Source organism: Nocardia barduliensis, from assembly GCF_013315795.1.
GTDB classification, from domain to species: Bacteria; Actinomycetota; Actinomycetes; order Mycobacteriales; family Mycobacteriaceae; genus Nocardia; species Nocardia barduliensis.
On record NZ_JABLTE010000078.1, the window covers coordinates 15841 to 38865 of the forward strand.

Annotated in this window: 22 protein-coding genes; 10 read left to right on the forward strand and 12 right to left on the reverse strand. The window is 69.6% G+C overall.

Going from position 1 to position 23025, the window contains the following annotated elements; genetic code table 11:
• Window positions 1-17: 17 nt before the first annotated feature.
• Complete coding sequence (locus HOV91_RS27440) at window positions 18-629, reverse strand: hypothetical protein (protein WP_246350968.1); 612 nt, start codon at window positions 627-629, stop codon at window positions 18-20.
• Between the two features lie 512 nt (window positions 630-1141).
• On the opposite strand from HOV91_RS27440, the gene HOV91_RS27445 reads away from it, so the two are divergent.
• From HOV91_RS27445 to HOV91_RS27460, 4 genes are all read left to right on the forward strand, one after another.
• Window positions 1142-1513: a rhodanese-like domain-containing protein gene (locus HOV91_RS27445; protein WP_174188251.1), complete on the forward strand. Its 372-nt coding sequence runs from the start codon at window positions 1142-1144 to the stop codon at window positions 1511-1513.
• 110 nt (window positions 1514-1623) lie between these two features.
• Window positions 1624-2592: a DUF4328 domain-containing protein gene (locus HOV91_RS27450; RefSeq protein ID WP_312884790.1), complete on the forward strand. Its 969-nt coding sequence runs from the start codon at window positions 1624-1626 to the stop codon at window positions 2590-2592.
• Window positions 2589-3356, forward strand: a complete 768-nt coding sequence (locus HOV91_RS27455) for a glycerophosphodiester phosphodiesterase (protein WP_043717666.1) — start codon at window positions 2589-2591, stop codon at window positions 3354-3356. Before HOV91_RS27450 ends, HOV91_RS27455 begins: the two co-directional genes overlap by 4 nt.
• 1109 nt (window positions 3357-4465) lie before the next feature.
• Window positions 4466-5386: a DUF5926 family protein gene (locus tag HOV91_RS27460; protein WP_174188253.1), complete on the forward strand. Its 921-nt coding sequence runs from the start codon at window positions 4466-4468 to the stop codon at window positions 5384-5386.
• Window positions 5387-5607: 221 nt separating this feature from the next.
• On the opposite strand, the gene HOV91_RS27465 is transcribed toward HOV91_RS27460, so the two are convergent.
• The 5 genes from HOV91_RS27465 to HOV91_RS27485 all read right to left on the reverse strand — a co-directional run bounded on the left by HOV91_RS27465 (window position 5608) and on the right by HOV91_RS27485 (window position 10161).
• A complete protein-coding gene (locus HOV91_RS27465) occupies window positions 5608-6156 on the reverse strand; it encodes a ferritin (RefSeq protein ID WP_174188254.1) in 549 nt (182 codons plus the stop codon).
• Window positions 6157-6227: 71 nt separating this feature from the next.
• Window positions 6228-6779 (reverse strand): ferritin, encoded by a 552-nt coding sequence (locus tag HOV91_RS27470; RefSeq protein ID WP_174188255.1) that lies wholly within the window; start codon window positions 6777-6779, stop codon window positions 6228-6230.
• A gap of 10 nt (window positions 6780-6789) precedes the next feature.
• Window positions 6790-8157, reverse strand: a complete 1368-nt coding sequence (locus HOV91_RS27475) for an LCP family protein (protein ID WP_174188256.1) — start codon at window positions 8155-8157, stop codon at window positions 6790-6792.
• Between the two features lie 126 nt (window positions 8158-8283).
• Complete coding sequence (locus HOV91_RS27480) at window positions 8284-9078, reverse strand: CPBP family intramembrane glutamic endopeptidase (protein ID WP_174188257.1); 795 nt, start codon at window positions 9076-9078, stop codon at window positions 8284-8286.
• Between the two features lie 315 nt (window positions 9079-9393).
• On the reverse strand, window positions 9394-10161 hold the full coding sequence (locus HOV91_RS27485) for a DUF2470 domain-containing protein (RefSeq protein WP_174188258.1): 768 nt from the start codon (window positions 10159-10161) through the stop codon (window positions 9394-9396).
• Window positions 10162-10300: 139 nt separating this feature from the next.
• On the opposite strand from HOV91_RS27485, the gene HOV91_RS27490 reads away from it, so the two are divergent.
• The 3 genes from HOV91_RS27490 to HOV91_RS27500 all read left to right on the forward strand — a co-directional run bounded on the left by HOV91_RS27490 (window position 10301) and on the right by HOV91_RS27500 (window position 12378).
• A complete protein-coding gene (locus HOV91_RS27490) occupies window positions 10301-10714 on the forward strand; it encodes a hypothetical protein (RefSeq protein WP_174188259.1) in 414 nt (137 codons plus the stop codon).
• Window positions 10715-10798: 84 nt separating this feature from the next.
• The gene (gene pheA, locus HOV91_RS27495; RefSeq protein WP_174188260.1) at window positions 10799-11713 is read left to right on the forward strand and encodes a prephenate dehydratase; all 915 of its coding nucleotides are present in this window, start codon (window positions 10799-10801) and stop codon (window positions 11711-11713) included.
• Complete coding sequence (locus HOV91_RS27500; RefSeq protein ID WP_174188261.1) at window positions 11710-12378, forward strand: histidine phosphatase family protein; 669 nt, start codon at window positions 11710-11712, stop codon at window positions 12376-12378. The genes pheA and HOV91_RS27500 overlap by 4 nt, the downstream gene beginning before the upstream one ends.
• 19 nt (window positions 12379-12397) lie before the next feature.
• Here the strand turns inward: HOV91_RS27500 and HOV91_RS27505 are convergent, their stop codons facing one another.
• The 6 genes from HOV91_RS27505 to HOV91_RS27530 form a co-directional block, all read right to left on the reverse strand.
• Window positions 12398-13225 carry an ESX secretion-associated protein EspG gene (locus tag HOV91_RS27505; RefSeq protein WP_174188262.1) on the reverse strand — a complete coding sequence of 276 codons (828 nt, stop codon included), beginning with the start codon at window positions 13223-13225 and terminating at the stop codon, window positions 12398-12400.
• Window positions 13222-14394, reverse strand: coding sequence for a PPE domain-containing protein (locus tag HOV91_RS27510; RefSeq protein WP_174188263.1), 1173 nt, complete (start codon window positions 14392-14394; stop codon window positions 13222-13224). Before HOV91_RS27510 ends, HOV91_RS27505 begins: the two co-directional genes overlap by 4 nt.
• Before the next feature lie 45 nt (window positions 14395-14439).
• Window positions 14440-14751 carry a PE domain-containing protein gene (locus HOV91_RS27515; protein WP_174188264.1) on the reverse strand — a complete coding sequence of 104 codons (312 nt, stop codon included), beginning with the start codon at window positions 14749-14751 and terminating at the stop codon, window positions 14440-14442.
• A 164-nt stretch (window positions 14752-14915) separates the two neighbouring features.
• The gene (locus tag HOV91_RS27520; RefSeq protein ID WP_174188265.1) at window positions 14916-15266 is read right to left on the reverse strand and encodes a metallopeptidase family protein; all 351 of its coding nucleotides are present in this window, start codon (window positions 15264-15266) and stop codon (window positions 14916-14918) included.
• A gap of 10 nt (window positions 15267-15276) precedes the next feature.
• Window positions 15277-16416 (reverse strand): septum formation family protein, encoded by a 1140-nt coding sequence (locus HOV91_RS27525; RefSeq protein ID WP_174188266.1) that lies wholly within the window; start codon window positions 16414-16416, stop codon window positions 15277-15279.
• 74 nt (window positions 16417-16490) lie between these two features.
• Complete coding sequence (locus HOV91_RS27530; protein ID WP_174188267.1) at window positions 16491-18191, reverse strand: aldehyde dehydrogenase family protein; 1701 nt, start codon at window positions 18189-18191, stop codon at window positions 16491-16493.
• Between the two features lie 92 nt (window positions 18192-18283).
• On the opposite strand from HOV91_RS27530, the gene serS reads away from it, so the two are divergent.
• From serS to HOV91_RS27545, 3 genes are all read left to right on the forward strand, one after another.
• Window positions 18284-19546 (forward strand): serine--tRNA ligase, encoded by a 1263-nt coding sequence (gene serS / locus HOV91_RS27535; protein WP_174188268.1) that lies wholly within the window; start codon window positions 18284-18286, stop codon window positions 19544-19546.
• Between the two features lie 169 nt (window positions 19547-19715).
• A complete protein-coding gene (locus HOV91_RS27540) occupies window positions 19716-21509 on the forward strand; it encodes a putative bifunctional diguanylate cyclase/phosphodiesterase (protein WP_174188273.1) in 1794 nt (597 codons plus the stop codon).
• 143 nt (window positions 21510-21652) lie between these two features.
• Complete coding sequence (locus HOV91_RS27545; RefSeq protein WP_174188269.1) at window positions 21653-22897, forward strand: MFS transporter; 1245 nt, start codon at window positions 21653-21655, stop codon at window positions 22895-22897.
• Window positions 22898-23025 lie beyond the last annotated feature (128 nt).

Sequence of the window (23025 nt, forward strand, 5' to 3'; positions counted from 1 at the left end):
TGCTCCGAAGGGTCCGGTTACAGCGGCGGAGCGATGCCCGGACGGGTTGCCCGTGGATCGCCAGCATCGTGTGCCCGCCACCACCGCGCGCCGCCCTCGACGAAGTCCGCCAGCGGGATCTGCTTGCCACGCGAATCGTGCACGACGATGTCGTCGAACCAGACGCGGACATCCAGCTCGCGCGGATCGATGCCCTCCTCCTGGGAGAACTCCAGCACGTGCGTGGACGAGCGGTCATCGATCCGGGTGTCGAAGCTGAGCAGTTCGCTCCACAGCGCCCAGCCGCTGTCGTCCAGATCGATGAACTCCCAGCCGTGCAGCCGCCCGCCGCCGAAGCTGCGGATGGCCTCGTCCAGCCCTTCCAGTTGCAGCGGTAGTACCTGAGGTTCCAGGTCGTCCCAGTGCTGCGTCCGCAGTGAGGCGGCGACCCGGCTCACGCCGGTGAACGTCACCTGCACCCGGTAGTCCTCGGCCGCCGTCCCTTCCTCGGGAAGGGTCAGCACTTCGAGGTCGAGTCGCAGTTCGTTGGCGGTCTCGTCGACCGCGAGGCCGAGGCACGTGGCCTCGGACAACGCGACGTTGAGTCCTTCGGTGTCCATTCCGTGGCGTAGCCCCCTGCTCACGTTCATGCGCTCAGGCTACCGATCGCACCTGCCGTATCGCGGTATTTCGGCGGCGTCCGGATTCGATGGAACCGAATGCGCCCGCGTGCCGTCCAAGTAGATATCGGGACCTCTCGGCCGCAGGGTTCCGATGTCGGCGACGAATGGCCGCTCCGGGATGGATATGGAGGGGAGTCCCGGATCGGTCATTCGCATCGCTCGCCTGGGGCTCGATCCAGCGTCCGCCCCGGAAGAGCGGCGAGTAAAGACCGCAAGTCTGGTTTTGCCCCCGAAAGGTAACCGAGCGGTTGCTTGGTTACCTGGGTGTTTTCGCTTGAACGCGGTCGACAAGCCGCGCCTTGTGGATCAGGTTGTGGATTATGTGGATAACTTCGACCTAGTTATGCACAACCCGCATCGAGCGGGGGCACGGTCGAGTTCCGGAGTGGAGAACATACCTGAAGTCGTAGCTCGCTGTCGAGGCTCATCCCGGGCATCGAACTGCACGGCGCCGCGCCGCCCATGGCAGGATCGAATCTGTGACGAGCCCCCACGTTCCGTCGGTCACGGTGGAGGACGTGCCTGCCGAGTTCGACGGCAGCGCGCCCGCGTCGGCCGACACGCCGCGACCGATCCTGCTCGACGTCCGCGAGGACGACGAATGGCAGCTCGGACATGCCCCGGGCGCCACGCACATCCCCATGGTCGACGTGCCCGCCCGGATCGGTGAACTCTCCTACGACGCGGAACTCTATGTCGTCTGCCGGCAGGGCGGCCGGTCCCTCCAGGTGGTGGAGTACCTCACGCATATCGGCTACGAGGCCATCCAGGTTCGCGGCGGCATGGTGGCGTGGCAGCAGGCCGGCCGGCCGCTGGTCGCGGAGGGCGACCACGAGGCGAAGATCTACTGACGAAAGAACGAGGTGCGCGGGTGAGTACGGTGGTGCAACCTTGTGCGCGCTGCGGCGCGCGCTGGGCCGTGCAAGGGGCCCCGATGCACTGGTGCCCGCGCTGTCGCGGCGTGCTCCTCTCGCCGGCGCCGATCGACGCGCCCGCCGAGCGCCGCAACTATCGCTGGGTGGCGCGTAAACCCGAGCACCGCGCCCGCCGGGGGCAGCCGCCCGCGCGCCCGCCCGCGCAGAGCCGGACGCCGCGATACGAGCAGATGCCGCGCTGGGGCCTGATCGACCCGCCACCGCAAACCGCGGGTGCGGTACGCCGTCCGCTCGCCAAGCTGACCGCCGCGGTGGGCACAGTGCTCGTCGCGACCGCGTGCGTCTTCGCGCTCGCCTCCGTCGCCGAACTGGCGCGCTACGGGGTGCTCCTGCGCAACCGGACGCGTCTGATCCACCCCGCCGTACTCTTCGCCTCCGACGCGTTCGTGATCGGCACCGGGGTGCTCGCGGTCGCGGTCGCGCTGGCGGCGGCCGCGGCCACGGTGGGAAGACTGATCGAACTCCGGCGCTCGGCCTACGCCGCCGTGGGGCGGCGCGATCCGCGATCGCCGCGAGTGCTCGCGCTCGGTTGCCTGGTTCCGGTGGTCAACCTGCTGTGGCCCGGGGTCTACCTGAGCGAGGTCGCCACGCTCCAGGGTGACCCGCGGGCGCGTCGCGCGGTCCGGATCTGGTGGGCCGCGTGGGTGTTCGGCGGACTCGTCGCCGCGGCCGCGCTGCTGTGGCGGATGGCGGACTCGTTGCAGGCCCAAGCGGACGGGGTGCTGTTCACCGCGTTCACCGACGCGGTCGCCGCGGCGGTCGCGCTGCTGAGCTTGTGGGCGCTGCGCACGATCGAGGGACACGATCTGCTCGGTCGCAGCCGCACCACGCGTCGCTGGCTGATCGCCGTCGACCCCGCCGTGCCGGTGATCGAGCCGGTGCATCCCGGCGGAGGCGGACACACGGCCGAGCCGGCGCACGCCGAGCAGGCCGCCCCGGCGCACGAGGACAACGGTGCTGAGGACCGTGAGCAGGAGGAGGTTATGGCCAAGTGAGCCAGGGCAGTCGCGCGCCATTCGTCGTCGCGCATCGAGGCGCCTCGGCGGCGCGCCCCGAGCACACGCTCGCCGCCTACGAGCTGGCGCTGCAGGAGGGCGCCGACGGCGTCGAATGCGATGTCCGATTGACCAGGGACGGGCATCTGGTGTGCGTGCACGATCGCACCGTCGATCGGACTTCTTCGGGCAGCGGGCTGGTCAGCGAGATGACGCTGGAGGAACTGCGGGCGCTCGATTTCGGCGCCGACGGATCGCCCGCCTCGGTGCTGACCCTCAGCGAACTGATCAGCCTGGTGCTGGACTGGCGCAGCAGACCGACCAAGCTGTTCATCGAGACCAAGCACCCGGTCCGCTACGGCGCGCTGGTGGAGAACAAGCTGCTCGCCGAATTGCAGCGCTTCGGCATCGCCACCCCGGCCTCGGCCGACCATTCCCGCGCCGTCGTGATGTCGTTCGCGGCCACCGCGGTCTGGCGCATCCGCCGCGCCGCGCCACTGTTGCCCACCGTTCTGCTCGGCGAGTCGTCGCGCTACCTGGGCGGTTCGGCGGCCACGACCGTCGGCGCCACCGCCGTCGGCCCCTCGGTGAAGACGCTGCGCGACCACCCCGACCTGGTCGACAAGGCCGCCGCTGCGGGCCGCGCCACCTACTGCTGGACCGTCGACGACCCCGACGACGTCCAACTGTGCGCCGACCTCGGCGTCAGCTGGATCGCCACCAACCACCCCGGCCGAACCAAGTCACTCCTCCCCGCCGCATGAACCCCTGGAGGACGCAGCGGATTGCTCGGGAGGACCACACCCGAACCGCACCACCCGCCGCGTCCAGGCGAGACCGAGGTGTTCCTCGGTCTCCGCAAGAGTGCCCGGCGGCGCTCCACTCGGACGCAATCATCAAGGCGCTCGCCCATACACCGCAATACGGCAGAAGAGCCTCCGAATTCATCGTTCGCATCCGGGGGCTACGGCCGAGCAGTTGTCGCAGCTGTGCCGATTGCGTGCGGCACCACAGCTCGCGTGGTCAACACCCAGCACCATGGCACTGGCGCAACCCCAGACCTGGAACGACGGAGTCCGGGGCGTTGCCCGTTGGCGGCACCGCACCAGTTCCCCGATGAACTTGCCGTTGTGAAGTTGCGGATGAGCGAGCGTGGATGGTTCGCCCCGGGGTATGTGAGATCGGGCGTTGCTTATTGGCGCCGCGGGATTCGATTCATGCCCCGGTGAACCTGCCGTCGCGGGTGAGCGCCGGGAGTCCGGCCGGTCGTATCTCGGGCAGCTGCTGTGGTGCTCGCGACGAAACCGTTCTGCGGTACCACGCTCGCGCCGCCAAATCACCTCACAGCACGAATAGCAAGCTCAATAACCCAAGCGCCCAGCGCACCTCGACCCCAGGTTTCGAGCGCGCAAGTCCTGAGCGGCTGTGACTACGCACCACGGAGACACCGCCAGAAAGTCATGGCAGCGGTATCGCACCCACCGAGGTAGTGCGATCACCACCCCACGCGCCCAGCGCACCCAACCACGTCTTTCGAGCGAAGCGAGACCGAGCATCCGCCGTTCGCGGCCTGGCGCAAGTCCTGAGCGGCTGTGACTACGCACCACGGAGACACCGCCAGAAGTCATGGCAGCGGTATCACGCACACCGAGGTAGTGCGATCACCACCCCACGCGCCCAGCGCACCCCAACCACGACTTTCGAGCGAAGCGAGACCGAGCATCCGCCGTTCGCGGCCCGGCTCGCGTCCGAGCGGCCGCCGCGTCCGCGACGCAGTCGCAAGCGGTGGCCGCTCGGACGCGAGCCATAAAGGGGCCGCGAACACGCCGCGCCGAAGGCGCGGCCAATCAAACACTGTGTAGGTTGACCCCTCGTGGGTAAGAGCAAGCGCAACAGTCCGAAGCCCGGCGGGAACCGGGCGCAGCGTCTCGCCGAGCGGCGGGCGGCGCAGGAGCAGGCGGCGCAGGCCGTGACGCGTCCGTTCGAGGGTCTGGCCGCGGAGTGCGATCTGGTCGCGCTGCGTGAATTCGTACCGTCGGCCACGGCGCGGTTGACGCTGTCGCCTTCGGTGGCGCCCGAGCGGCCGGTCGTGCTCGGCACGGTGCTGCCCGGCGCGGTGGCCGCGCTGGTGCGTGCCGGTGACGAGCCCAGCGGCTATGTGGGCGCGCAGGTGCAGTTCCAAAGCGCGGACCCGGCCGCTGATCTGGCCGCGGCGATCCTGTGGACCCAGTCTGCCGAGCCCGGTGATTCGCTGAGCTCCGTGGAGAGCGTCGCGGGCGGGCCGCGGCTGGCCGACGTCATCGATCCCGCCGCGCGCCTGGAGCTGACCGTGCATCAGGACTTCGACTGGTGGGTGCCCGAGGGTGTCGAGCCCGACCCGCAGGTCGCGGCCACCATCGAGCAGGCCAAGCAGGCGATCATGCCGTCGGCGCGGCTGGCCCTCGACGCGGACGCGATCGGCGCCGCCTGGTGGGTGGACGCGGGTGAGAAGGCGCACATCCGCTGGGTGCGGCCCGAGGACGAGGACGCGCTCATGCTGGCCTTGGCCCGTGTGCACGCCTCCGGCGGCCTGCATCTGGGCGAGGGTTCCCGCTTCGCCGGGTCGTTCCGCACGCACGGCGTGCTGGTCCCGGTGTTCGACTTGGACCGGGAGCGGCACGCCGACGAATGGCTGAAGCCCGCGACCGAGTTCGGCGCGCGCCTGGCCGAGGCGCTGGCCGTCGACGCCCCGCTGACGGCCGACGAGCGGCGCTCCCGCGACGGTCTGCGGTCGCGTCAGGTCACATTGCGCTGAACCCGGAATCGACGGGGAATTCGGGAGAAGCCATTCCTCGGGGAACTCGGCAGTTTCAATTGCCGTCGACATGCTGAGGTTAGGGAAGTCTCACCGAACCGTCGTGCCTGGCGACATTGAGCCGACGTTTGGAGACGACTCGACCGGGTATGGATGATAAATAGCGACAGACCCGGTTCCGCGTGCGGGACCGGGCCTGTTCATCTTTTCCGGCGTGCGTATCAGACGGAGCCACCCGCCACCGAAGGCGCACCGGAGGCGTCGCTCGGGCCGCTCATTTCCCGGGCCACGAATTCTTCGAGATCGAACAGGTTCGACCCGGCGCGATCGGCGATGGTGAGCAGGGTGGTCATGTTCGCGACTTCCTCGACCTGTTCCTTCAGGAACCATTGCATGAATTGTTCACCGAGGTAGTCGCCCTCTTCCCGGGCCGTGCTCGCCAGTTGGATGATCTGCTCGGTGACCGTCTTCTCCTGGGCGAGCGCCAGGGCGATCGGCTCCCTGGCGCTCTCGAACCGCGATTTGGCGGCGTCGATGCCGGAGATCTCGATGCTGATATCCCGGTCCAGGAAGTACTGCACGATCATCATCGCGTGATTGCGCTCTTCGACCGCCTGCTTGTAGAAGCGCTTGGCCAGTTGCGGAAGGTCGGCATTGTCGAACCACACCGCAATCGCGATGTACTGATGCTCGGCATTGAATTCGTGCCGGATCTGATCGTGCAACAGGCTGTGGAATTTGCTGCGGGGGGATTCCGGATGGCTTGACATAGCATCGACATTAGCGCTGGTCAGGCCCCGTGTCATCCAAGTACAGCCTTAATGAGGCTAGTGTTGCCTAATTAATTCTTCGCTGCGCCCGCCATTTTCGGCGCTTGGATATCGGAGCGCGGGCGCCCCCGCAGCTCGCGGGCGACGAACTCCTCCACGTCGAACAACTGGCCTTCGGCGCGGTCGATCACGGACAGCAGCGTGGTCATCCCGGCGACGTTCTTCACCTGTTCCTCGAGGAACCACCGGACGAATCGTTCGCCCAGATAGTCACCGGAGGTCCGGGCCGCGCGAGCCAGATCACTGATCTGGGCGCTGCGGATCTGCTCGAGCTCGAGCAGCAGAGCCGTTGCCGCACGCGGGCTTTCGAAAGCCGAGTCGATCGGCTCCAGCCCGCCGATCTGCACCGGCAGGTCCCGGTCCAGCAGGTACTGCACCATGCGCAGCGCGTTGCCGTAATGCTCGCGGGACCGGGCGTAGGCGTGTCCGGCCAACTGCGGCAGTCTGCGGGCGTCGAAGTACACGGCGGCGGCGAGATACTGCTGGGCACTGGTGAATCCATGGCGGATCTGCGTGCGCAGCAAGTCGGGGAAGGACTCGTCGGCATCGTCGGTGTCCGGCATGGCATCGACGCTACCGTGTCAGCAGGTCCTCGGGGACGGGGCGGTCCCCGGCCAGCGCGTCGAAGAACCGGCTCGCCTTGTCCTTGTCCCAGAGCAGCACATTGCCGCTGGCGGTGTCGTCGAATCCGCCGACCGGTACCGCCGTGGCGACGGTTTCACCCCGCAGCGCCCAGCCGAGTCCGCCGAGGTGCCAGATGTGGTCGCCGTTGTCGACCTTCAACGATTTCGCGGTGTCGGAGGCCAGCGGCCACAGCTTGAAGGGGTTGGCCAGGGTGGCGCCGCTGGTCGCCTTCTTCAGCAGGGCGGCCATGAAGATCCGCTGGTTGTTCATCCGGTCGATGTCGGCGAGCGCGGTCGCGCGGCTGCGGACGAAGCCCAGCGCCTGCGGTCCGTTCAGCCGCTGGCAGCCCGCGGGCAGGTCGATGCCCGCGAGCGGGTCGTCGATCGGCTTCGGCACGCAGACGTCGATGCCGCCGAGCGTGTCGACCACGCTGGCGAAGCCGCCGAAGCCGATCTGCGCGTAGTGGTCGATGCGCAGGCCGGTGGCGAGCTCCACGGTCTGCACGAGCAGCGCGGGCCCGCCGATCGCGAACGCCGCGTTCAGCTTGTCCTTACCCTGGCCGGGAATGCTGACGTACGAGTCGCGCGGCAGGCTGACCAGGGTGGTCTTGCCCGACTTCGGCACGTGCACGAGCATGATCGTGTCGGTGCGCTCGGGGCCCACCTCGCCGCCGGTGGCGAGTTCCTGCTCCTGCTCGGGGCTCAGGTCACCGCGGCCGTCGGAGCCGACCAGCAGCCAGTTCGTACCGGGGGTGTCGCCGACCCGCTTGGCGTAGTTCGTCAGCGCGGGGATGCGGTTGAGCGAGTTGTCCAGCTGGATGACGGCCCCGACGGCGCCGAGCACCAGCACCAGCAGGATCACCAGGAACCAGCGGAAGGGGTGGCGCTTGCGGCGCGGTCGCGGCGCGCGGGCCGGTCGTTCGCCGCGCGGCGGCATCGGCGGGGGGCCCTGACGATAAGAACGCGGTTGCTTGGGCGGCGCGTGCGGCGGCCCTTCGTGGTACGGGACCGGTCGTTGAGTGGGCGCGTGCGTCGGGCCCTCGCGATGGGGGACGGGACGTTGCGTCGGGGCGTGCCCGCGCGGCGGGGGAGGAGGCGGCCTTCGCCGTGCGTGTTCCGGCGGAAGCTGCGAATACGCCAACGGCTGCGCGTGCGGGTCGGCCGATCCGTCGCGGCGAATCACATGCGTGGGCTCGATCGGCGACGGTGCGCCCGGGCCCGGCGGCGGCATGCGCCGGCCCATCGGAGGTTCACCGGACCGGCCGGGCGGCGGCATCCGGCGCGGACGCGCGTTGCGCTGGGGGTCGTCGCCGTTCATCACTGAGACTCTACTTATCGGGCGTCTGTGAGGTGCCGCATGTGGACACCGCGCACGCGGAAGCGGCGCTGCTTCGTAATTCGTTGCCAGCGCCGCGCTGTTAGCACTCCGACGAGCACGGTTGCGTCACGGAAGCCACGAAACATGGCCGCGCAGAACGGTGTATCCGATGTAGGCCACCGCGTCGATGGTCGCGTGGGCGAGCACCAGCGGCCACAGCCTGTTCGTGCGCTGCCAATAGCGTCCGAATATGACGCCCATCACAATATTTCCGAGCCCGCCGCCCAACCCCTGGTACAGGTGATAACTGCCACGCAGCAGCGCGGAGGTGAGCAATGCGGAGTTCGCCGACCAGCCGAGCCTGCGTAGCCGGGTGAGCAGGAACGCCACCACGATGACCTCTTCGGCCAGCGAGTTCGCACAGGCCGACAGGATGAGCGCGGGCAGCCGCCACCAGTAATCGCCGAGCGAGGCGGGCACGATCGTCACGCTGAAGCCCAAGGCATGCGCGGCGAGATACAGTCCCAGCCCCGGCAACCCGATGATCGCCGCCAGTGCCAGGCCCGGCAGCACGTCCGCGCGCCACCTAATGCGGTTCGCCAGCCCGATCAGGCGCGGTCCCATGCCGCCGCGCCACAGCAGATACAGCCCCAGCGCCGCCCAGCCCACCAGTCGCAGCACGCTGAGCAGTTGAAACAGCAGGTCGATGGTGGATTGCGTGGCTCGCGACGGGTTCAGCGCCACCGTCCGACCACCGAGCCCGCCCGGGGCGAGCGCACTCTCCACCAGCGACAGCGCGGCGCTCAGCCCGCTGAGCCCGAACGTGACGAGCAGCACCACGGCGATCTCGAGTTTGATCGCCAGCCGCTCCTGATCGGTCGGCTCGGCCTCGTCCCCTTGGGCCCCGGACTCCGCGCGCATGGGTCGAATCTATTGCTCGCGCTCGGCGCGGCGCGCGGGGCGTCGCCGTCGAATCACGACCAGGCACAACCTGGCGCGATTCCGCCTACTTCGGCTCGGTGCCACGCTTCGCGCCCGTGCTCCCCGGAGTTGCCCGCCGGTATCGCGGCGGGCATGGTCCGAACCGCGATCACGACATCGCTGGACGACGTGCACGGGGGCGGGCGTCGGATCGGTGCCCGACGCGGCCGACGCTGCTTGCTCCGCTTCGGCGCGGTGCCACGCTTCGCGCCGTGCTTCCCGGGTCGCCCACCGGTACCGCGGGGGGCGACGCGGTCAGATACGGCGCAGGCCGTTGAGGAACGGGCAGCCCGCCAGCATGCGCACGGCTCGGCTGAGTGCCTCGACGTCGTCGGCCGGGGCGCTGAACGGCAGGCGGAAGTCGTGGTCGCCGTCGTGCCCTTCCACCCGCAGGGTGAGTCCGTAGCGGTCGATGGCCAGCGGGTGCACGATGCCGCGTTGCAGGCGCGGCGGCAGGTGCCTGGCCAGCTGGGCGACGACGTCGGCGTGGTCGGCCTGCATGTGCTGCAGCCACGCGGATTCCATGGCGCAGAACGGATCCGGCTGGGCCATCCGCAACTCGTCGATGCTCACCGATTCCGCGCCGGTCGAGTCGGCCACCACCGCGGAGTTGATCACCAGTCGCAGCAGGGTGGCGCCGAAGCCGACGTCGAGCAGTCCGGGATGGGGGTGCTCCTTGGCCACCTCGCCGGCCAGCGCGCGCTGCGCCTGGGTGGGCACCGCGCGCACCCAGCCGCGCAGCCAGACCAGTGCGCGCACCGGCTCGCGCAGCGGCAGCGGGGCGTGGTCGGTCAGTTCGAGCACCGCGGGCGCGCCGTGCTCTCCGGAGTTGCCCGCCAGCACCGCGGCGACCGACGCGGTGGGCACCGCGATCACAGCGTCGCCGCACTGCCGTACGTGGTGCACGGAGGCGGGGGTGGGATCGATGCCGGGCATGGCCAGCACCGCTTGCTCCGCGTGGGCGCACGCGCTGCGCACCCGCTCGGCGGTGGACGGTGCGACGGTCAGGGACGGACGCGGCATACAAACCTCCGTGGAGCGGGCGGCGCTTGATTAGGTTACCCTAAGCTAAGTGACGTCGTTCGGTTCCGCAAGCGTTTCGATCGAGTCGAGCGAAGTCACCGGAGCGGTTCCGGCGGATCGGGCTTGTTACGGTGAGGGCGTGGCGGAAGGGACGGAATCCGGGCAACCGGTGCTGGTGACGTTGTCCGCGCCCCCGCGGCGCGGCCTGGCCGACGGCTTGGTCCGCAACATCGGTGCAAGCCCCGCCGCGCCGACCCTGGACTTGGATGCCCCGGATGCCGATATCGCCGACTTCCTCGCGCAGGTAGCCCACACCGACACCGGATTCGTCGCGCGTACTTCATCCGGAGAGCGCGCGGTGGCCATCGTCGCGGCCACGGCCGCCGCCCTGTGCGGCGACGACATCGGCACCGCATGGCGCAACCCCGATATCGCCTTCCTGACCGCGCTGAAACCCCCGGCCGTCGAGGCGGTCCGCTCCGTCCTGCTCGCCGTGGAAACCGAGGCCACCGACCGGGTGAACGACGCGTTGCGGGTGCTCAACGGAGGTTGAACGGTGCGCCTGCGGCCGTGTGTCACCGGCCGCGCACTCGCAATCGGTGGGGAGCCGGGCGAGTGCGCAAGTAATCTCGTAACCGTGCCGCGAATCGCGTACTTCGGGCCGTCCGGAACCTTCACCGAGATGGCCCTCGCCCAACTCGAATCCTCGGGAACCTTCGACGGACCCGTCGAGCGGATCGCCGCGCCCAGCCAGGGGGCCGCGCTCGACCTGATCCGCGCCGGTGACGTGGACGGCGCGGTGGTGCCGATCGAGAGCTCCGTCGAGGGATCGATCTCGGCCACGCTGGACTCGCTGGCAATCGGCCCGCGTCTGCAGATCGTCGCCGAGACCGAACTCGAGGTGAGCTTCACGATCCTCGGCAAGCCGGGCACCGCGCTGTCGGACGTGCGCACTCTCGCCGCGTACCCGGTGGCCGGCGCCCAGGTGCGGATGTGGGTGGCGCGGCACCTGCCGCAGGCGCGGTCCTACACCTCGGCGTCCAACGCCGCCGCTGCCGAAGACGTGGTGGCGGGCCATGCCGACGCGGCCGTGTCGACCGCCCTGGCGGGAGAACGGCTCGGGTTGATCGCACTGGCGTCCGGGGTCGCCGACCACGAGCAGGCGATCACCCGCTTCGTGCTGTGCACCCGGCCCACGGTGGCGCCGCCGCCCACCGGCACCGACCGCACCTCCATCGTGCTCGAGCTGCCGAACGTACCGGGCGCGCTGATGCGCGCGTTCGCCGAGTTCGCCACCCGCGGCATCGATCTCACCAGAATCGAGTCCCGTCCCACCCGAACCGGTATGGGTACCTACCGTTTCTATCTCGATTGCGTCGGGCACATCGATGACACGGCGGTGGCCGAGGCGCTCAAAGCGTTGCACCGCACCGCGCGGATCCGGTTCCTCGGGTCCTGGCCTGCGACTTCGGCGACCGGTACGCCGCCACCGTCGGACGAAGCCGCGGCCGAGTGGTTGATCCAGTTGAGAAAGGGGAAAGCGGACCTATGACCGGACGATTGATTCTGGTCCGGCACGGGGAGACCGAAGGCAACGTCGCCAAGCTGTTGGACACCAGGATTCCTGGTTTGCCGCTGACCGAACGCGGTGCGGCACAGGCGAAGACCTTCGGTGAGGGCCTGCTCCGGCCGCCGAAGGTGCTGTTCTCCTCGGCGGCGTTGCGAGCGCGTCAGACCGCGAGCTACATCGAGGCGGCCACCGGTGTGGCCGCCATGGTGCTCGACGGCTTACACGAGGTACAGGCCGGTGACCTGGAGGGACAGCACGACGAGGAGGCCCACCGGACCTTCCAGCAGATCTACCGCGCCTGGCACGAAGGGGATCTCGCGCTGCGGGTGCCCGGTGGGGAATCCGCCCAGGACGTCCTGGATCGGTTCCTGCCCGTGCTCGCGGAATTGCGGAATACGTATCTGACCCCGGACGCCGACAGCCATGGCGACGTGATGGTGGTCAGCCACGGCGCCGCCATGCGGCTCGTCGGCCGCACGCTCGCGGACGTGCGACCGCCGTTCACCACGAACAACCATTTGGACAACACCGAGACCATCGAATTGGTCCCGATGCCGGACGGCGGGTGGGAGTGCATTCGCTGGGGCCGGTTCACGCCGCCGTTCGGATATGACGTCGCGCCGACCTCCGACGACCCGATGGGCTAGCGACGCCTGCTCGGTGCGCTCAGGAGAGCTTCGGATTCTGGAGGAAATCCTCGCGTTCCGGCAGGGAGCTGATGAGATCCTGCACCGCTGTGCGCAGTCGCGCGGGAGTTCCGCTGCTGAGTGACGTCCACTTCACGCCGTCGTCGGACTTGCTCGCGGTCGCGATGAATCGCCCTGCGCGCGTGTTGAAGACGGCTATGTGATTGTCCGCCACGTCCCTGGTGCCGTCGCCGTACACCACGCCGACGATCTCGGCGTACGAGTGGATCTCGACCAGTGCCGCTGCCAAGGTCTTCGCATCCTGGTTGGGGTTGCCCACCTTCGCCAGCCGCTCGGCCGTGGCCGCGGCATCGCCGGTGTCACCGAAGATCGTGGCCAGCTCTTCGGTCGGAGCGTTCATGCCGTACAGCTCGAGCGGCTCAGCGTAGCCGAGAGCCGCCAGAACCGTGGCGGGCAGGTCGGTCCCTGCCTCGTCGATGACATAGGAGTCCTGTCCCCGCAGGGCGACGACCGGAAGGTCGACGCCCTGCGCCAGACAAAAGCGACTCACCCACCCGTCGACGATCAGCCGCAGCGCGATGATCCAGTGCGGCCGGTTCAGCGCGAGCAGCCGATTCTCCAGATCACGATGGGCAACACCGTCGATGAGGAGCTTCCGCTGGGCGAGCGACTCGGCGGCCGCGTCCATCGCCGCTCTGTGGTCGGTCACGTTGTCGTAACGTGCCCGCGCGTTCAACACGACGGGAACTTCGATCTGCAATTTCTCCACGAGAAACTGCATTTCGTCCAGCGACAACACCACCGCCTCGAGCGTCGACGGGTCGCGGCCCGCGCCGAGTACGGTCACCTAGCCGTCCCGCTGATGTCACCACCGATGACGCCGTCGGCGGTGAACCGGCCGTCGTCGAAGTGCTCGGTGGATCGCAGGTAATCCCGGCCGTTGTGCTCGGCCTCGTCGTCCTCGTCGCTGCGAGCCTGGTTGCCGAGCAGAGGATTGCCGCTGCCGTTGTTCGCCGACCGAACCGGCGCCGCCTCGGGGGTTTTCACCGCGACGGTCTCCTGCACCTGGGCAGCGCCGCCGCCGATCGTGCCGCTCGAACCCCAGCCGTCCGGCAGCTTGAGCGAGCCGTTGCTGATGCCCGCCGCCGACCCCGGGCCGGAGAACGACACCGCGCGAGTCGCCGCGCCGGTCGCGGTGGCGGCCGCACCGGCGCCCATCGCCATCGGAGCCATACCGGCGAAGGAGGGCGCGGACGAGCTGGTCGCCGCCGCGATCGCGCTGCCCGCGACGTTGCCGACGGTGGAGACGCCCGTGGTCGCGATCGAACCGACGGCCTGAGCGGCCTGGGTGGCCGCGCTCGCCACACCGGGGTTGCTCAGGAACGCCTGAGTGGCGGCGACGGCAGCCTGGATCGGATCGGCGGGGACCTCGCTCGCCGACTCCGCGGCCTGCTCGGGGGTGGCCGTGCCCGCGCCCTTGGCGATCGGCGGCGGCTGCAGGAACTCGGCTGGGGTCGCGACCATGGCGCTGGTCGCGGCCTCGTAGGTCTCCATGACCAGCGCGGCACGGATGTCCATGGCGTGCCTGGCCACTTCCGCTACCTCGAACGCACCGGTCAACACGCCCGGCGGGTTCGCCGACGCGGCCAAGGCGGCGTTGACCGCCGCGATCTCGGGCGGGCTCGGCATCGCCAGCGCGGCGACGGTGTAGGCGGTGGCGTTGGCCGCGGCCTTCGCGCCCATCGCGGCCGCCTGCACGCCCTGCTGCTCGGACCAGCCGAGGAAGCCCGTGAGCTTGCTCAGCGCGGCGATACCGTTGATGCCCTGCATCCCCACGCCGAGTTCGGCCATCACCCGCGCGACGGTCGTCGTCGCGTCGACCCAGGCGGCGGTGAGCCCACCCCATGCGGTGGCGGCGGCCGAGATCGGGATCGCGTGCGCGCCCGCGTGAAGGGTGGCCGAATTGATCTCCGATGGGCGCGCGGCCCAGATCACCCCGGTGACTCCTGCAACCATGTTTGACTTCTCCCCTGCTTCGAACCTTGTTGAGCGGTCTCGGAACTACACCTGGATGGCGCTGATGCTCGCGGCGCGCACCACATCACCGGCGACATGCTGGGCCAGCTGCGTGCGCAGCGTCGCCGCCGCGTGGTGGCATTCCAGAATCGCCTGCGCGATCGCACGGTCGTGCGACATGGCGCCCTGATTGAAATGGCTCGCGCTGAGGAACGAGACCTCCTCGGCGCCGGAGGGCAGCACGTGCGTCGCGGGCGCGGTGATCGCCGCGGCGGCGGCCAGACGTTCGGCGACGAGGTCGAGTTCGGCCGCGGCGGCGAGGATGGCTTCGGGTGCGATCAGTACATGTCCAACCATGACTCGACTCCTTCTAGTGGCTATGGGGCGGAACCACGAGAATTCCCCCTTCGAGTGATAGGACGCGACAGCAACGCGATCGGTTCCATCGAATCCCCAATTTTTCGATCTCCGTGCCGATTACACACCCACCGCTGGGGGTACGCAATACAGCACGGTCCAGACTATCCCCATCCCAGCTGATGCAGGCGGTCTTCGTCAATGCCGAAATAGTGTGCGATCTCGTGGATCACGGTGACCGCCACCTCTTCCACCACCTCCGCCTCGTCGGCGCAGAGTTCGAGAATGGTCTCGCGGTAGATGGTCACCGTGTCGGGGAGCGCTCCGCCGTACTGACTGTCGCGTTCGGTGAGGGCTATGCCGTGATACAGGCCGAGCAGATGCGGATCCTCCGGATTGCGCGGCTCGATCAGCACCACCACGTTGTCGATCGCGCGGGCCAGCTCGGCCGGTATGAGATCCAGTGCGTCGCCGACCAATTCCTCGAAACGGTCGTCGGACATCGAGACGGGCATCGGTGCGCGGCTACCTCGGCTGGGGCTGCGGCGGCAGCGGCGCGGCGCCGGGCAGCGGTGCGGGAGTGGAGCGTCCGCTGTTCGGCGGCGGCACCGGAGCCTGGCCGTTGATCAGGATGTCGCCCTTTGCCGATCCGGTGATCGGCGCGAAGCCCTCCCGATCAGCCCCCTTGCCGATCATGCAGTCCAGCTTGCGGCTGCCCGCCATCCAGCTGCGGGCGTCGATGTAGTCGAAGAACAGCGTGAGCGTCTTGTTGCGGATGACGTCCGGCCCGCCCAGGTACTCGGTCGAGGTGCGGGAGCACTCCTCCTCCACGAATTTGTCCTGGTCCTCCTTCGCGGGCGGTCCGCCGGTGAAGTGGGCGCCGAGATCGACGGTGGCGACGATCTCCACGGCGTGCGGTTGGGCGCAGTCCACGGGATCGGTGGGCAGGTTCTGGTTGATGCCAAGGCAGACGCCCGGCTCGTACACCCTGGACTGATCGTGCTCGGTGGCGCTGCCGACCGACGGCGGCGTGCCGACGCTGGCCGCGACCTGCAATCCGCACCGCAGCGTGCGGTCACCGTGCTGCCAGCCGTCCGGGCTGGGGTACATCAGGCCGACGATGTACTTGCCCCGCGGGTCGAAGCGGCCGGACATGTACTTGTGCACCGCGGGCACGCAGTGCTCCTCCTTGAGTTCGGTAAGTCGCAGCGAGTCCGGGAACCGCGAGCCGGGGCCGAACTCCTTGCCCGGATACCTGCTCATGTCGATGTCGGCCGCGACCTCGAACATGTGCTTGCTCGCGCAGTTCACCTTGACCAGGTCGGACCGGTCCGGCTTGGTCCAGCTCAGGCAGTCGCCCTTGGCCGCGGTGCCGAACTCCTTGTCCAGCACGGGCTGGGCCGGCGCACCGGGATTGTGGGCTTCCAGGCCCGTCTCGTTCTCGAAGCCGGTCACGAACAACGTCACCAGGGCCGCGACCACGGCGCCGACGGCCACCGCGAGCAGGCCCCAGCGCAACGTGGGCGCCGACAGCCGCACGTCGCGCAGATCGCTGTCGGCGAGCTTCGCCTTGGCCGAGTCGAACGAGCGGCGCACCGCGTCGGCGCGCGAGGACGCGCCGCGCTTGGGCGCCTTCGGGGACCGGGACACATGTTCGGAGGACATCGCGGTCCATCATGGCAGCGTCGGTGCCTCGGTGCCACGACCTGCCCCGATCGGCGCGGCACGAGGCGCGCGGTTCAGCCGCGCACGGCCGACAGGAAGACGCCGGGCAGCCGGGCCGGGTTGGCGCCGGAGTAGAACTCGGTGAGCCTGCGCCCGGTGACGGCGGCCGTCTCGTTGCCGACGAACCACGGCGGCTTCGGGGAGAGCGCGCGCTCGCCGCCCAGCAGCGAGCGCGGCGCGGGCCGGAACGGGCCGCGCACCACCGTGCGTTCCACGTCGTCGAGCAGCAGGGCGTTGTGCACCACGCCGATCCCGCTCTGCACGTCGTCCAGGGTGTGCCCGGGGAACGCGCCCCAGGCGGCGCGCGGCGCGAGGAAGGCGAGGCCGGTCCAGGCGTTGACCGCGATCGCGCCGTAGCGCAGCCGCTCGATCGCGCGGTCGAAGGCTGTGCCGAGCCTGCGGATGGTCGTCGGATGGGCGATGACGTTCGCGCCGAGCGTCCCGGTCAGCTCGGCGTTCGCGAAGTCCACCGCACGGTGCAGGAACTCGCCGCCCGCGTAGGGCAGCTCGACCACGCCGAGGACAGGGGAGAAGTACTCCGTGCGCAGCAGCGGCGTGCCGGTTCGCGGCAACCCGTCGATCAGCACGCGCCCCGCGCCGAGCCGCTCGGCCTCCGGGTAGGAGGCCAGCGCGTCGGCGACCCGCGCGTCGCTGCCCGGGTAGTACGCGCTGCGCTGGGGCGCCCGCTCCATGGCCAGGCGCAGTTCCGCGAGGAACTCGTCCTTGCGGTCCCATGTCGAGCCGATCACCACCGCCTGCGCGGCCACGCAGTTGTAGCCGCCGTTGTGCAGCCGCTGGGTCGCCACGTGCTCGGCCTGGTAGCGCAGGTCGGCGGGGGACCAGTCGCCCGGCACCACGATGGTCGGCGAGACGCCGCCCAGCTCGCTGGTGATCGGCTTGTCCAGCAGCGGCCGGTTGTCCTTCTTGCGCTCCAGGCCCTCCGCGCCGGGACCCCACACGATCGCGTCGTGGGTCTGCGCGCTGCCGGTCATGTGCACGTGCGCGACATCGGGGTGACCCACCAGGTAGCCGCCCTGCCGCGCGCCGCCGGTGAGGATGCGCAGCACGCGCAGTTCCAGCAGCGGTTCGAACACCATCTCGAACACGGTGAACAGCGGGTCGGTGATCGGGTTGAGCTTCAGCGCGACCACGCGGTTGTGCGCGAACAGCTCGTAGAGCGCGTCCAGCGGCGGAATCGAGGTGATGTTGCCCGCGCCGAGCACGGCGCCGATCCCGCCGGTCGCGGTGGGATCCAGCTGGGCGAGTCCGGCTCGCTTGCGCGCGGTGCCCGCGTCGACGCCGGGCCGCAGCCACACATCGCCGCGGAAGCCGTTGAGCAGTAGCCGGTCGTAGACGCCGAACGGGAGGATCGGCACCGCGACCCGGCCGCCCGGCGCCTCCCGCAGCGTGCGGCCGGCCAGCGGGCTGCGCCCGGCGTCCAGCGCCGCGAGGGTGGCCGACAGCGCGTCGGTGGCCTGCAACAGGGCGAGCGGACCGGACATCCATTCCTCGCCGACCAGCGGGGAGTCCGCGGGAAGGTCCTTGACGACGCACGCGGCCCGGACCCAGTCCTCGGCGAAGCGGCCGACTCGGGCGTGGATCTCGTCGAGCAGTTCGCGGCGGCGGCGCAGCGGAGTGGTGGCCCACACTTTCTCGCCCGCCGTCAGGTCGGCGAGCGCGTTGTCGATGGCTGTCTCGTCGAAAGTGGTGCCCACCAGCCCACTATGCGCGCGATCCGGGGCAGATGGACCGCATCCTGGGATATCGGGGTGAAACGGCAACCTGCCGACCACTAGGCTGGTGGCCCATGATCGACCTCCGATTCCTGCGGGACGACCCCGACGCGGTCCGCGCCTCGCAGCGCGCTCGCGGCGAAGACCCCGCCCTCGTCGACGCGCTGCTCGAGGCGGACGCGGCGCGGCGTGCCGCGGTGGCCACCGCGGACAACCTGCGCGCCGAGCACAAGGCGATGGGCAAGCTGATCGGGAAGGCGAGCAAGGAGGAGCGCTCCGCGCTGCTGGCGCAGGCGTCGGAGATGTCGGTCAAGGTCAAGGAGGCCGAGGCCGCGCAGCACGCCGCCGACGCCGACCTGGACGCCGCGCACCGCGCCATCTCGAACGTGGTGCAGCAGGGCGCGCCCGCGGGCGGCGAGGACGATTACGTCGTGCTGGAGACCATCGGCACGCCAAGGGAATTCGACTTCGCGCCGAAGGACCATCTCGAGCTCGGTGAGTCGCTCGGCCTGATCGACATGGAGCGCGGCGCGAAGGTCTCCGGCGCCCGCTTCTACTTCCTGACCGGCTACGGCGCGCTGCTGCAGCTGGGTCTGCTGCAGCTGGCCGCGCAGAAGGCCGTGGCCAACGGCTTCACCATGATGATCCCGCCGGTGCTGGTGCGTCCCGAGGTCATGGCGGGCACCGGATTCCTCGGCCAGCATTCGGCCGAGGTCTACCACCTCGCCGACGACGACCTCTACCTGGTCGGCACCTCGGAGGTGCCGCTTGCGGGCTATCACGCGGACGAGATCCTCGACCTCAGCGGCGGGCCCAAGCGGTATGCGGGCTGGTCGTCGTGTTTCCGCAGGGAAGCGGGCAGCTACGGCAAGGACACCCGCGGCATCATCCGGGTGCACCAGTTCGACAAGGTCGAGATGTTCGTCTTCACCACGCCGGACCAGGCCGACGCCGAACACCGGCGCCTGCTCGCCTGGGAACAGGAGATGCTCGCGGCGGTCGAGGTGCCCTACCGGGTGATCGACGTCGCGGCCGGCGATCTCGGCAGCTCGGCCGCCCGCAAATTCGACTGCGAGGCGTGGGTGCCCACCCAGCGGACCTACCGGGAGCTGACCTCGACCTCCAACTGCACCACCTACCAGGCCCGCAGGCTCTCGGTGCGCTACCGCGACGAGAACGGGAAGCCGCAGATCGCCGCCACGCTGAACGGCACGCTGGCGACCACCCGCTGGATCGTGGCCATCCTGGAGAACCATCAGCAAGCCGACGGGTCGGTCCGCGTGCCGTCAGCGCTGGTTCCGTTCGTCGGCACCGACGTGCTGCGGCCGTCGAATTGACTACGCGCGAATGACGTTCAGGTGAATAGCCACTGGTTCGCCATGCCGGATTCCCGGGATGTGGCAACCGGCGGGATTCCTTGTGTCTAGGCTGTTCATCGTGCGAGGAATCGGGTCTCGCGGCGATACCCGAACCCGGGTGCGGGCCGCGTCAGCGCTGGCGACGGCCATGGTCATGGCTCGTACCACCGGGGCGTTCTACGTCATGGGCGGGGTGCTCGGTCTGCTGATCACCGCCGTCGCCCCTGGTGAGGAGGGTAATCGGCCGCTGGTAGGCGGGGCAGCAGTGGTAGCGCTGGTGCTCGGTCTCACGCTGCTCGCGTGGGGTCCGCGGCTGCCGCATTCGATCCACCACGTCTACGTCGCGATCGCGACGGTGCTGGTGACGATCGCGGTGCACTCCTTCCCGAACACGGTGGGCGCGATCAGCCTGGCGGCGTTCTACGTGTTCATCGCGTGTGACGCCGCGCTGTTCTTCGCCTGGTCGCAGGCCGCCGCCCATATCGCGTTCGCCTTGGCGCTGTGCCTGTGGGTGCTGCCCGCGCGGCCGGTGACGCCAGGGCTGCCGTGGTGGTCGGGCCTGATTCCGGCGGGCGTGACGTTCGGCGTCGGCGTCGTCGTCGGGATCCTGACCAGGATGGCGTCCGAAGCCGATATCGACGTGCTCACCGGCCTGCTCAACCGCCGCGGCTTCGACCGCGCGCTGAACACCGCGATCCAGCAGGCCACCAGGTCCGGGCACGGGCTCGCGCTGGTGCTGGTCGACCTGGACCGCTTCCAGAAGATCAACGACCATCTCGGGCACCGCGCCGGTGACGCGGTGTTGCAGCGGGTGGCCGACACCTGGTCGAAACTGCTGGCCCCCGACCAGCGCCTGGCGCGCTACGGCGGCGACGCGTTCGCCTTGCTGCTGCCGAACACCACCGAGCAGGCCGCGATCCTGCTCACCGAACAATTGCGCGCGGCGGTGACCACCGGCTGTTCGGCCGGCGTGACCTCCTGGCAGCCGGGTGAATCCGGGTCGCTGCTGGTCAGCCGCGCCGATGTGGGCCTGTACCGGGCCAAGCAGGCCGGACGCAACCGGACGGTGCTGGAGTCGTCCCGGCAGCTGCCGCTGGCGGTGGAGCTGCGCGAGGCGATCGACCGCGGCGCCCTCGACGTGCACTACCAGCCGATCGTCAGCCTCACCGAAGGCGGCGGCAAGGCGGTCGGCGTGGAGGCGCTGCTGCGCTGGTCGTCCAGCGCCCAGCCGGATGTCACCACCGAGGGCTTGATCCGCGTCGCCGAGGAGTACGACCTCATCGCCGATCTGGACGAGCTGGTGCTGCGTCGCGCCTGCGCGGACGCCGCGCGGTTGCAGGAGACCTTCGCCCAGCTGGATCTGACCCTGAACGTGAACGTCAGCGGGCTGGAGTTGGCCGAGGCCGGCTACGCCGACCGGGTGGCGGGCATCCTCGCGAGCACCGGATGGCCCGCCGATCAGCTGGTGCTCGAGGTGACCGAGAGCGAACTGGCCGCCGAATCGCAGACCGCGATCGAGAACCTGCACACCCTGCGCGACCGGGGCGTGCGCATCGCCATCGACGACTTCGGCACCGGTTACTCCTCGCTCAGCAGGCTGGCCACCTTGCCGAGCGACATCCTCAAGGTCGATCAGTCCTTCGTCGCCGCGATCCGTTCGGATTCGCCTGCGCCGCCGTTGCTCGGCGTGATCGCCGCGCTGTCCAACGCGCTGGACCTGCAGGTCATCGCCGAAGGCGTGGAGACCGAGTACCAAGCCGCGGTGCTCACCGAACTGGGTTTCGCGCTCGCGCAGGGCTATCACTACAGCGACTCGCACCCGGTCTCGGAGCTGATCAGCGACCTCAACGAGAACAAGGGCCGGGTCGGTCCCGGCGTCACGGACGGAGAACTCGGCGGCGGGGACTCGGTGACGGCCAATGGCTGGGTGCCGCTGCCGTAATTCGCTTGACGGCGGGTCCGGCCCTGAGCATGCTGATCGACATGCGTTTGCTCATCTACGCCAGTTGATTCGCCGAAGCGCTGCGCGCCCGCCGGGCGGGTAGCGCGCACCCCATCGGCCTGCGCTCGCTGACGGTTCGGGCGGTGCTCTTCAAGAGCATCGGTGAACTGATTCCGCTCTACGCGCTGTATGCCCTGCTGTTCGCCGACCACGGCATGAGCACGGGGCAGATCTCGTTGCTGTTCGCGATCTGGTCGACGACATCATTCCTGCTCGAGGTGCCCTCCGGGGCGTGGGCGGACACGGTGTCGCGGCGCGGGCTGCTCGCGCTCAGCGGTGTCTTGCTCACCGCCGGATTCGCGCTGTGGACCGCCGCGCCCTCGTTCGCGGGTTTCGCCGCCGGATTCGTGCTGTGGGGCACCTCGGGCGCGTTGGCCTCCGGCACGTTCGAGGCGTTGCTCTACGACGACCTCGCCGCCCGCGGCGAGTCCGGGTCCTACCCGCGCGTCCTGGGTTACACCCGGGCCGGTGCGGAAGCGGCTGTCGTCGTCGCGATCGTCGCCGCCACGCCCCTGTACCTCTACGGTGGCTATGCGCTCGTCGGCTGGTCCAGCGTCGTGATCGCGGGTGTGCACACACTGATCGCGCTGTCGCTGCCCACCGCGCCGAAGGCGGTGTCGGCGGTGGACGTCGAGGACCTGGAAGAGGAGGCTTCGGAAACGATCGCGGCGGAACGCGTTGTGGCGCAGCCGCGGCCGTTCGCGCGATACCTCACCATGCTGAAGACCGGTGTGGGCGAGGCGATTCGTGTGCGGGCGGTGCGTTGCGGCGTGCTGCTGGGCGCCCTGCTGTTCGGGATCACGGCGTTCGACGAGTATTTCGCCCTGCTGGCGGAGGAAGCGGGCGTCTCGACAGCCGTGGTGCCCCTGCTGGTCGGTCTCACCGTGCTCGGCTCGCTGGCCGGTTCGGTGCTGGCGGGTCGTACCGAAGGGATGTCGGGCCGGACGATGGCGATCGCGGTCGGTGTCGCGGGCGTGCTGTTCCTCGGTGGCGCGGTGATCGCCGGTCTCGCGGCCGGTCGCCCGGACACGGTGTACCTGCTGACCGGCCTCGGGTTCGGGTCGATCGGAGTCTCCTACGGCATCGTCTACAACGCGGGGATCGTCGCGGGCGCGCGTCTCCAGGACGCCATCGAGGGTCCGGCCCGAGCCACCGTCACCTCGGTCTCGGGGCTGCTCGGCGAGGTGATCGCCCTGGCGGTCTTCGGCTTCGCCGCCCTCGTGACGCTCTGGTGGTCGATGTCCACCCTCCTCGCGCTGCTCGGCGCCTCTATCCTCGCCATAGCCGCCCTCACCCCCCGCTGGCTTCCCCGACGCGCCGAACGGTGAGTGGCACGGCACTGGAGTCCGATGATGCGGCGGTGTGCACCGACTGGCTGTCGGTGGAGCGCTCTTCGCGGGCGACGCGGCGACCGTGCGCCACTCGCGGCCGGTAGCGTGCGGGAGGTGAGTAGGCA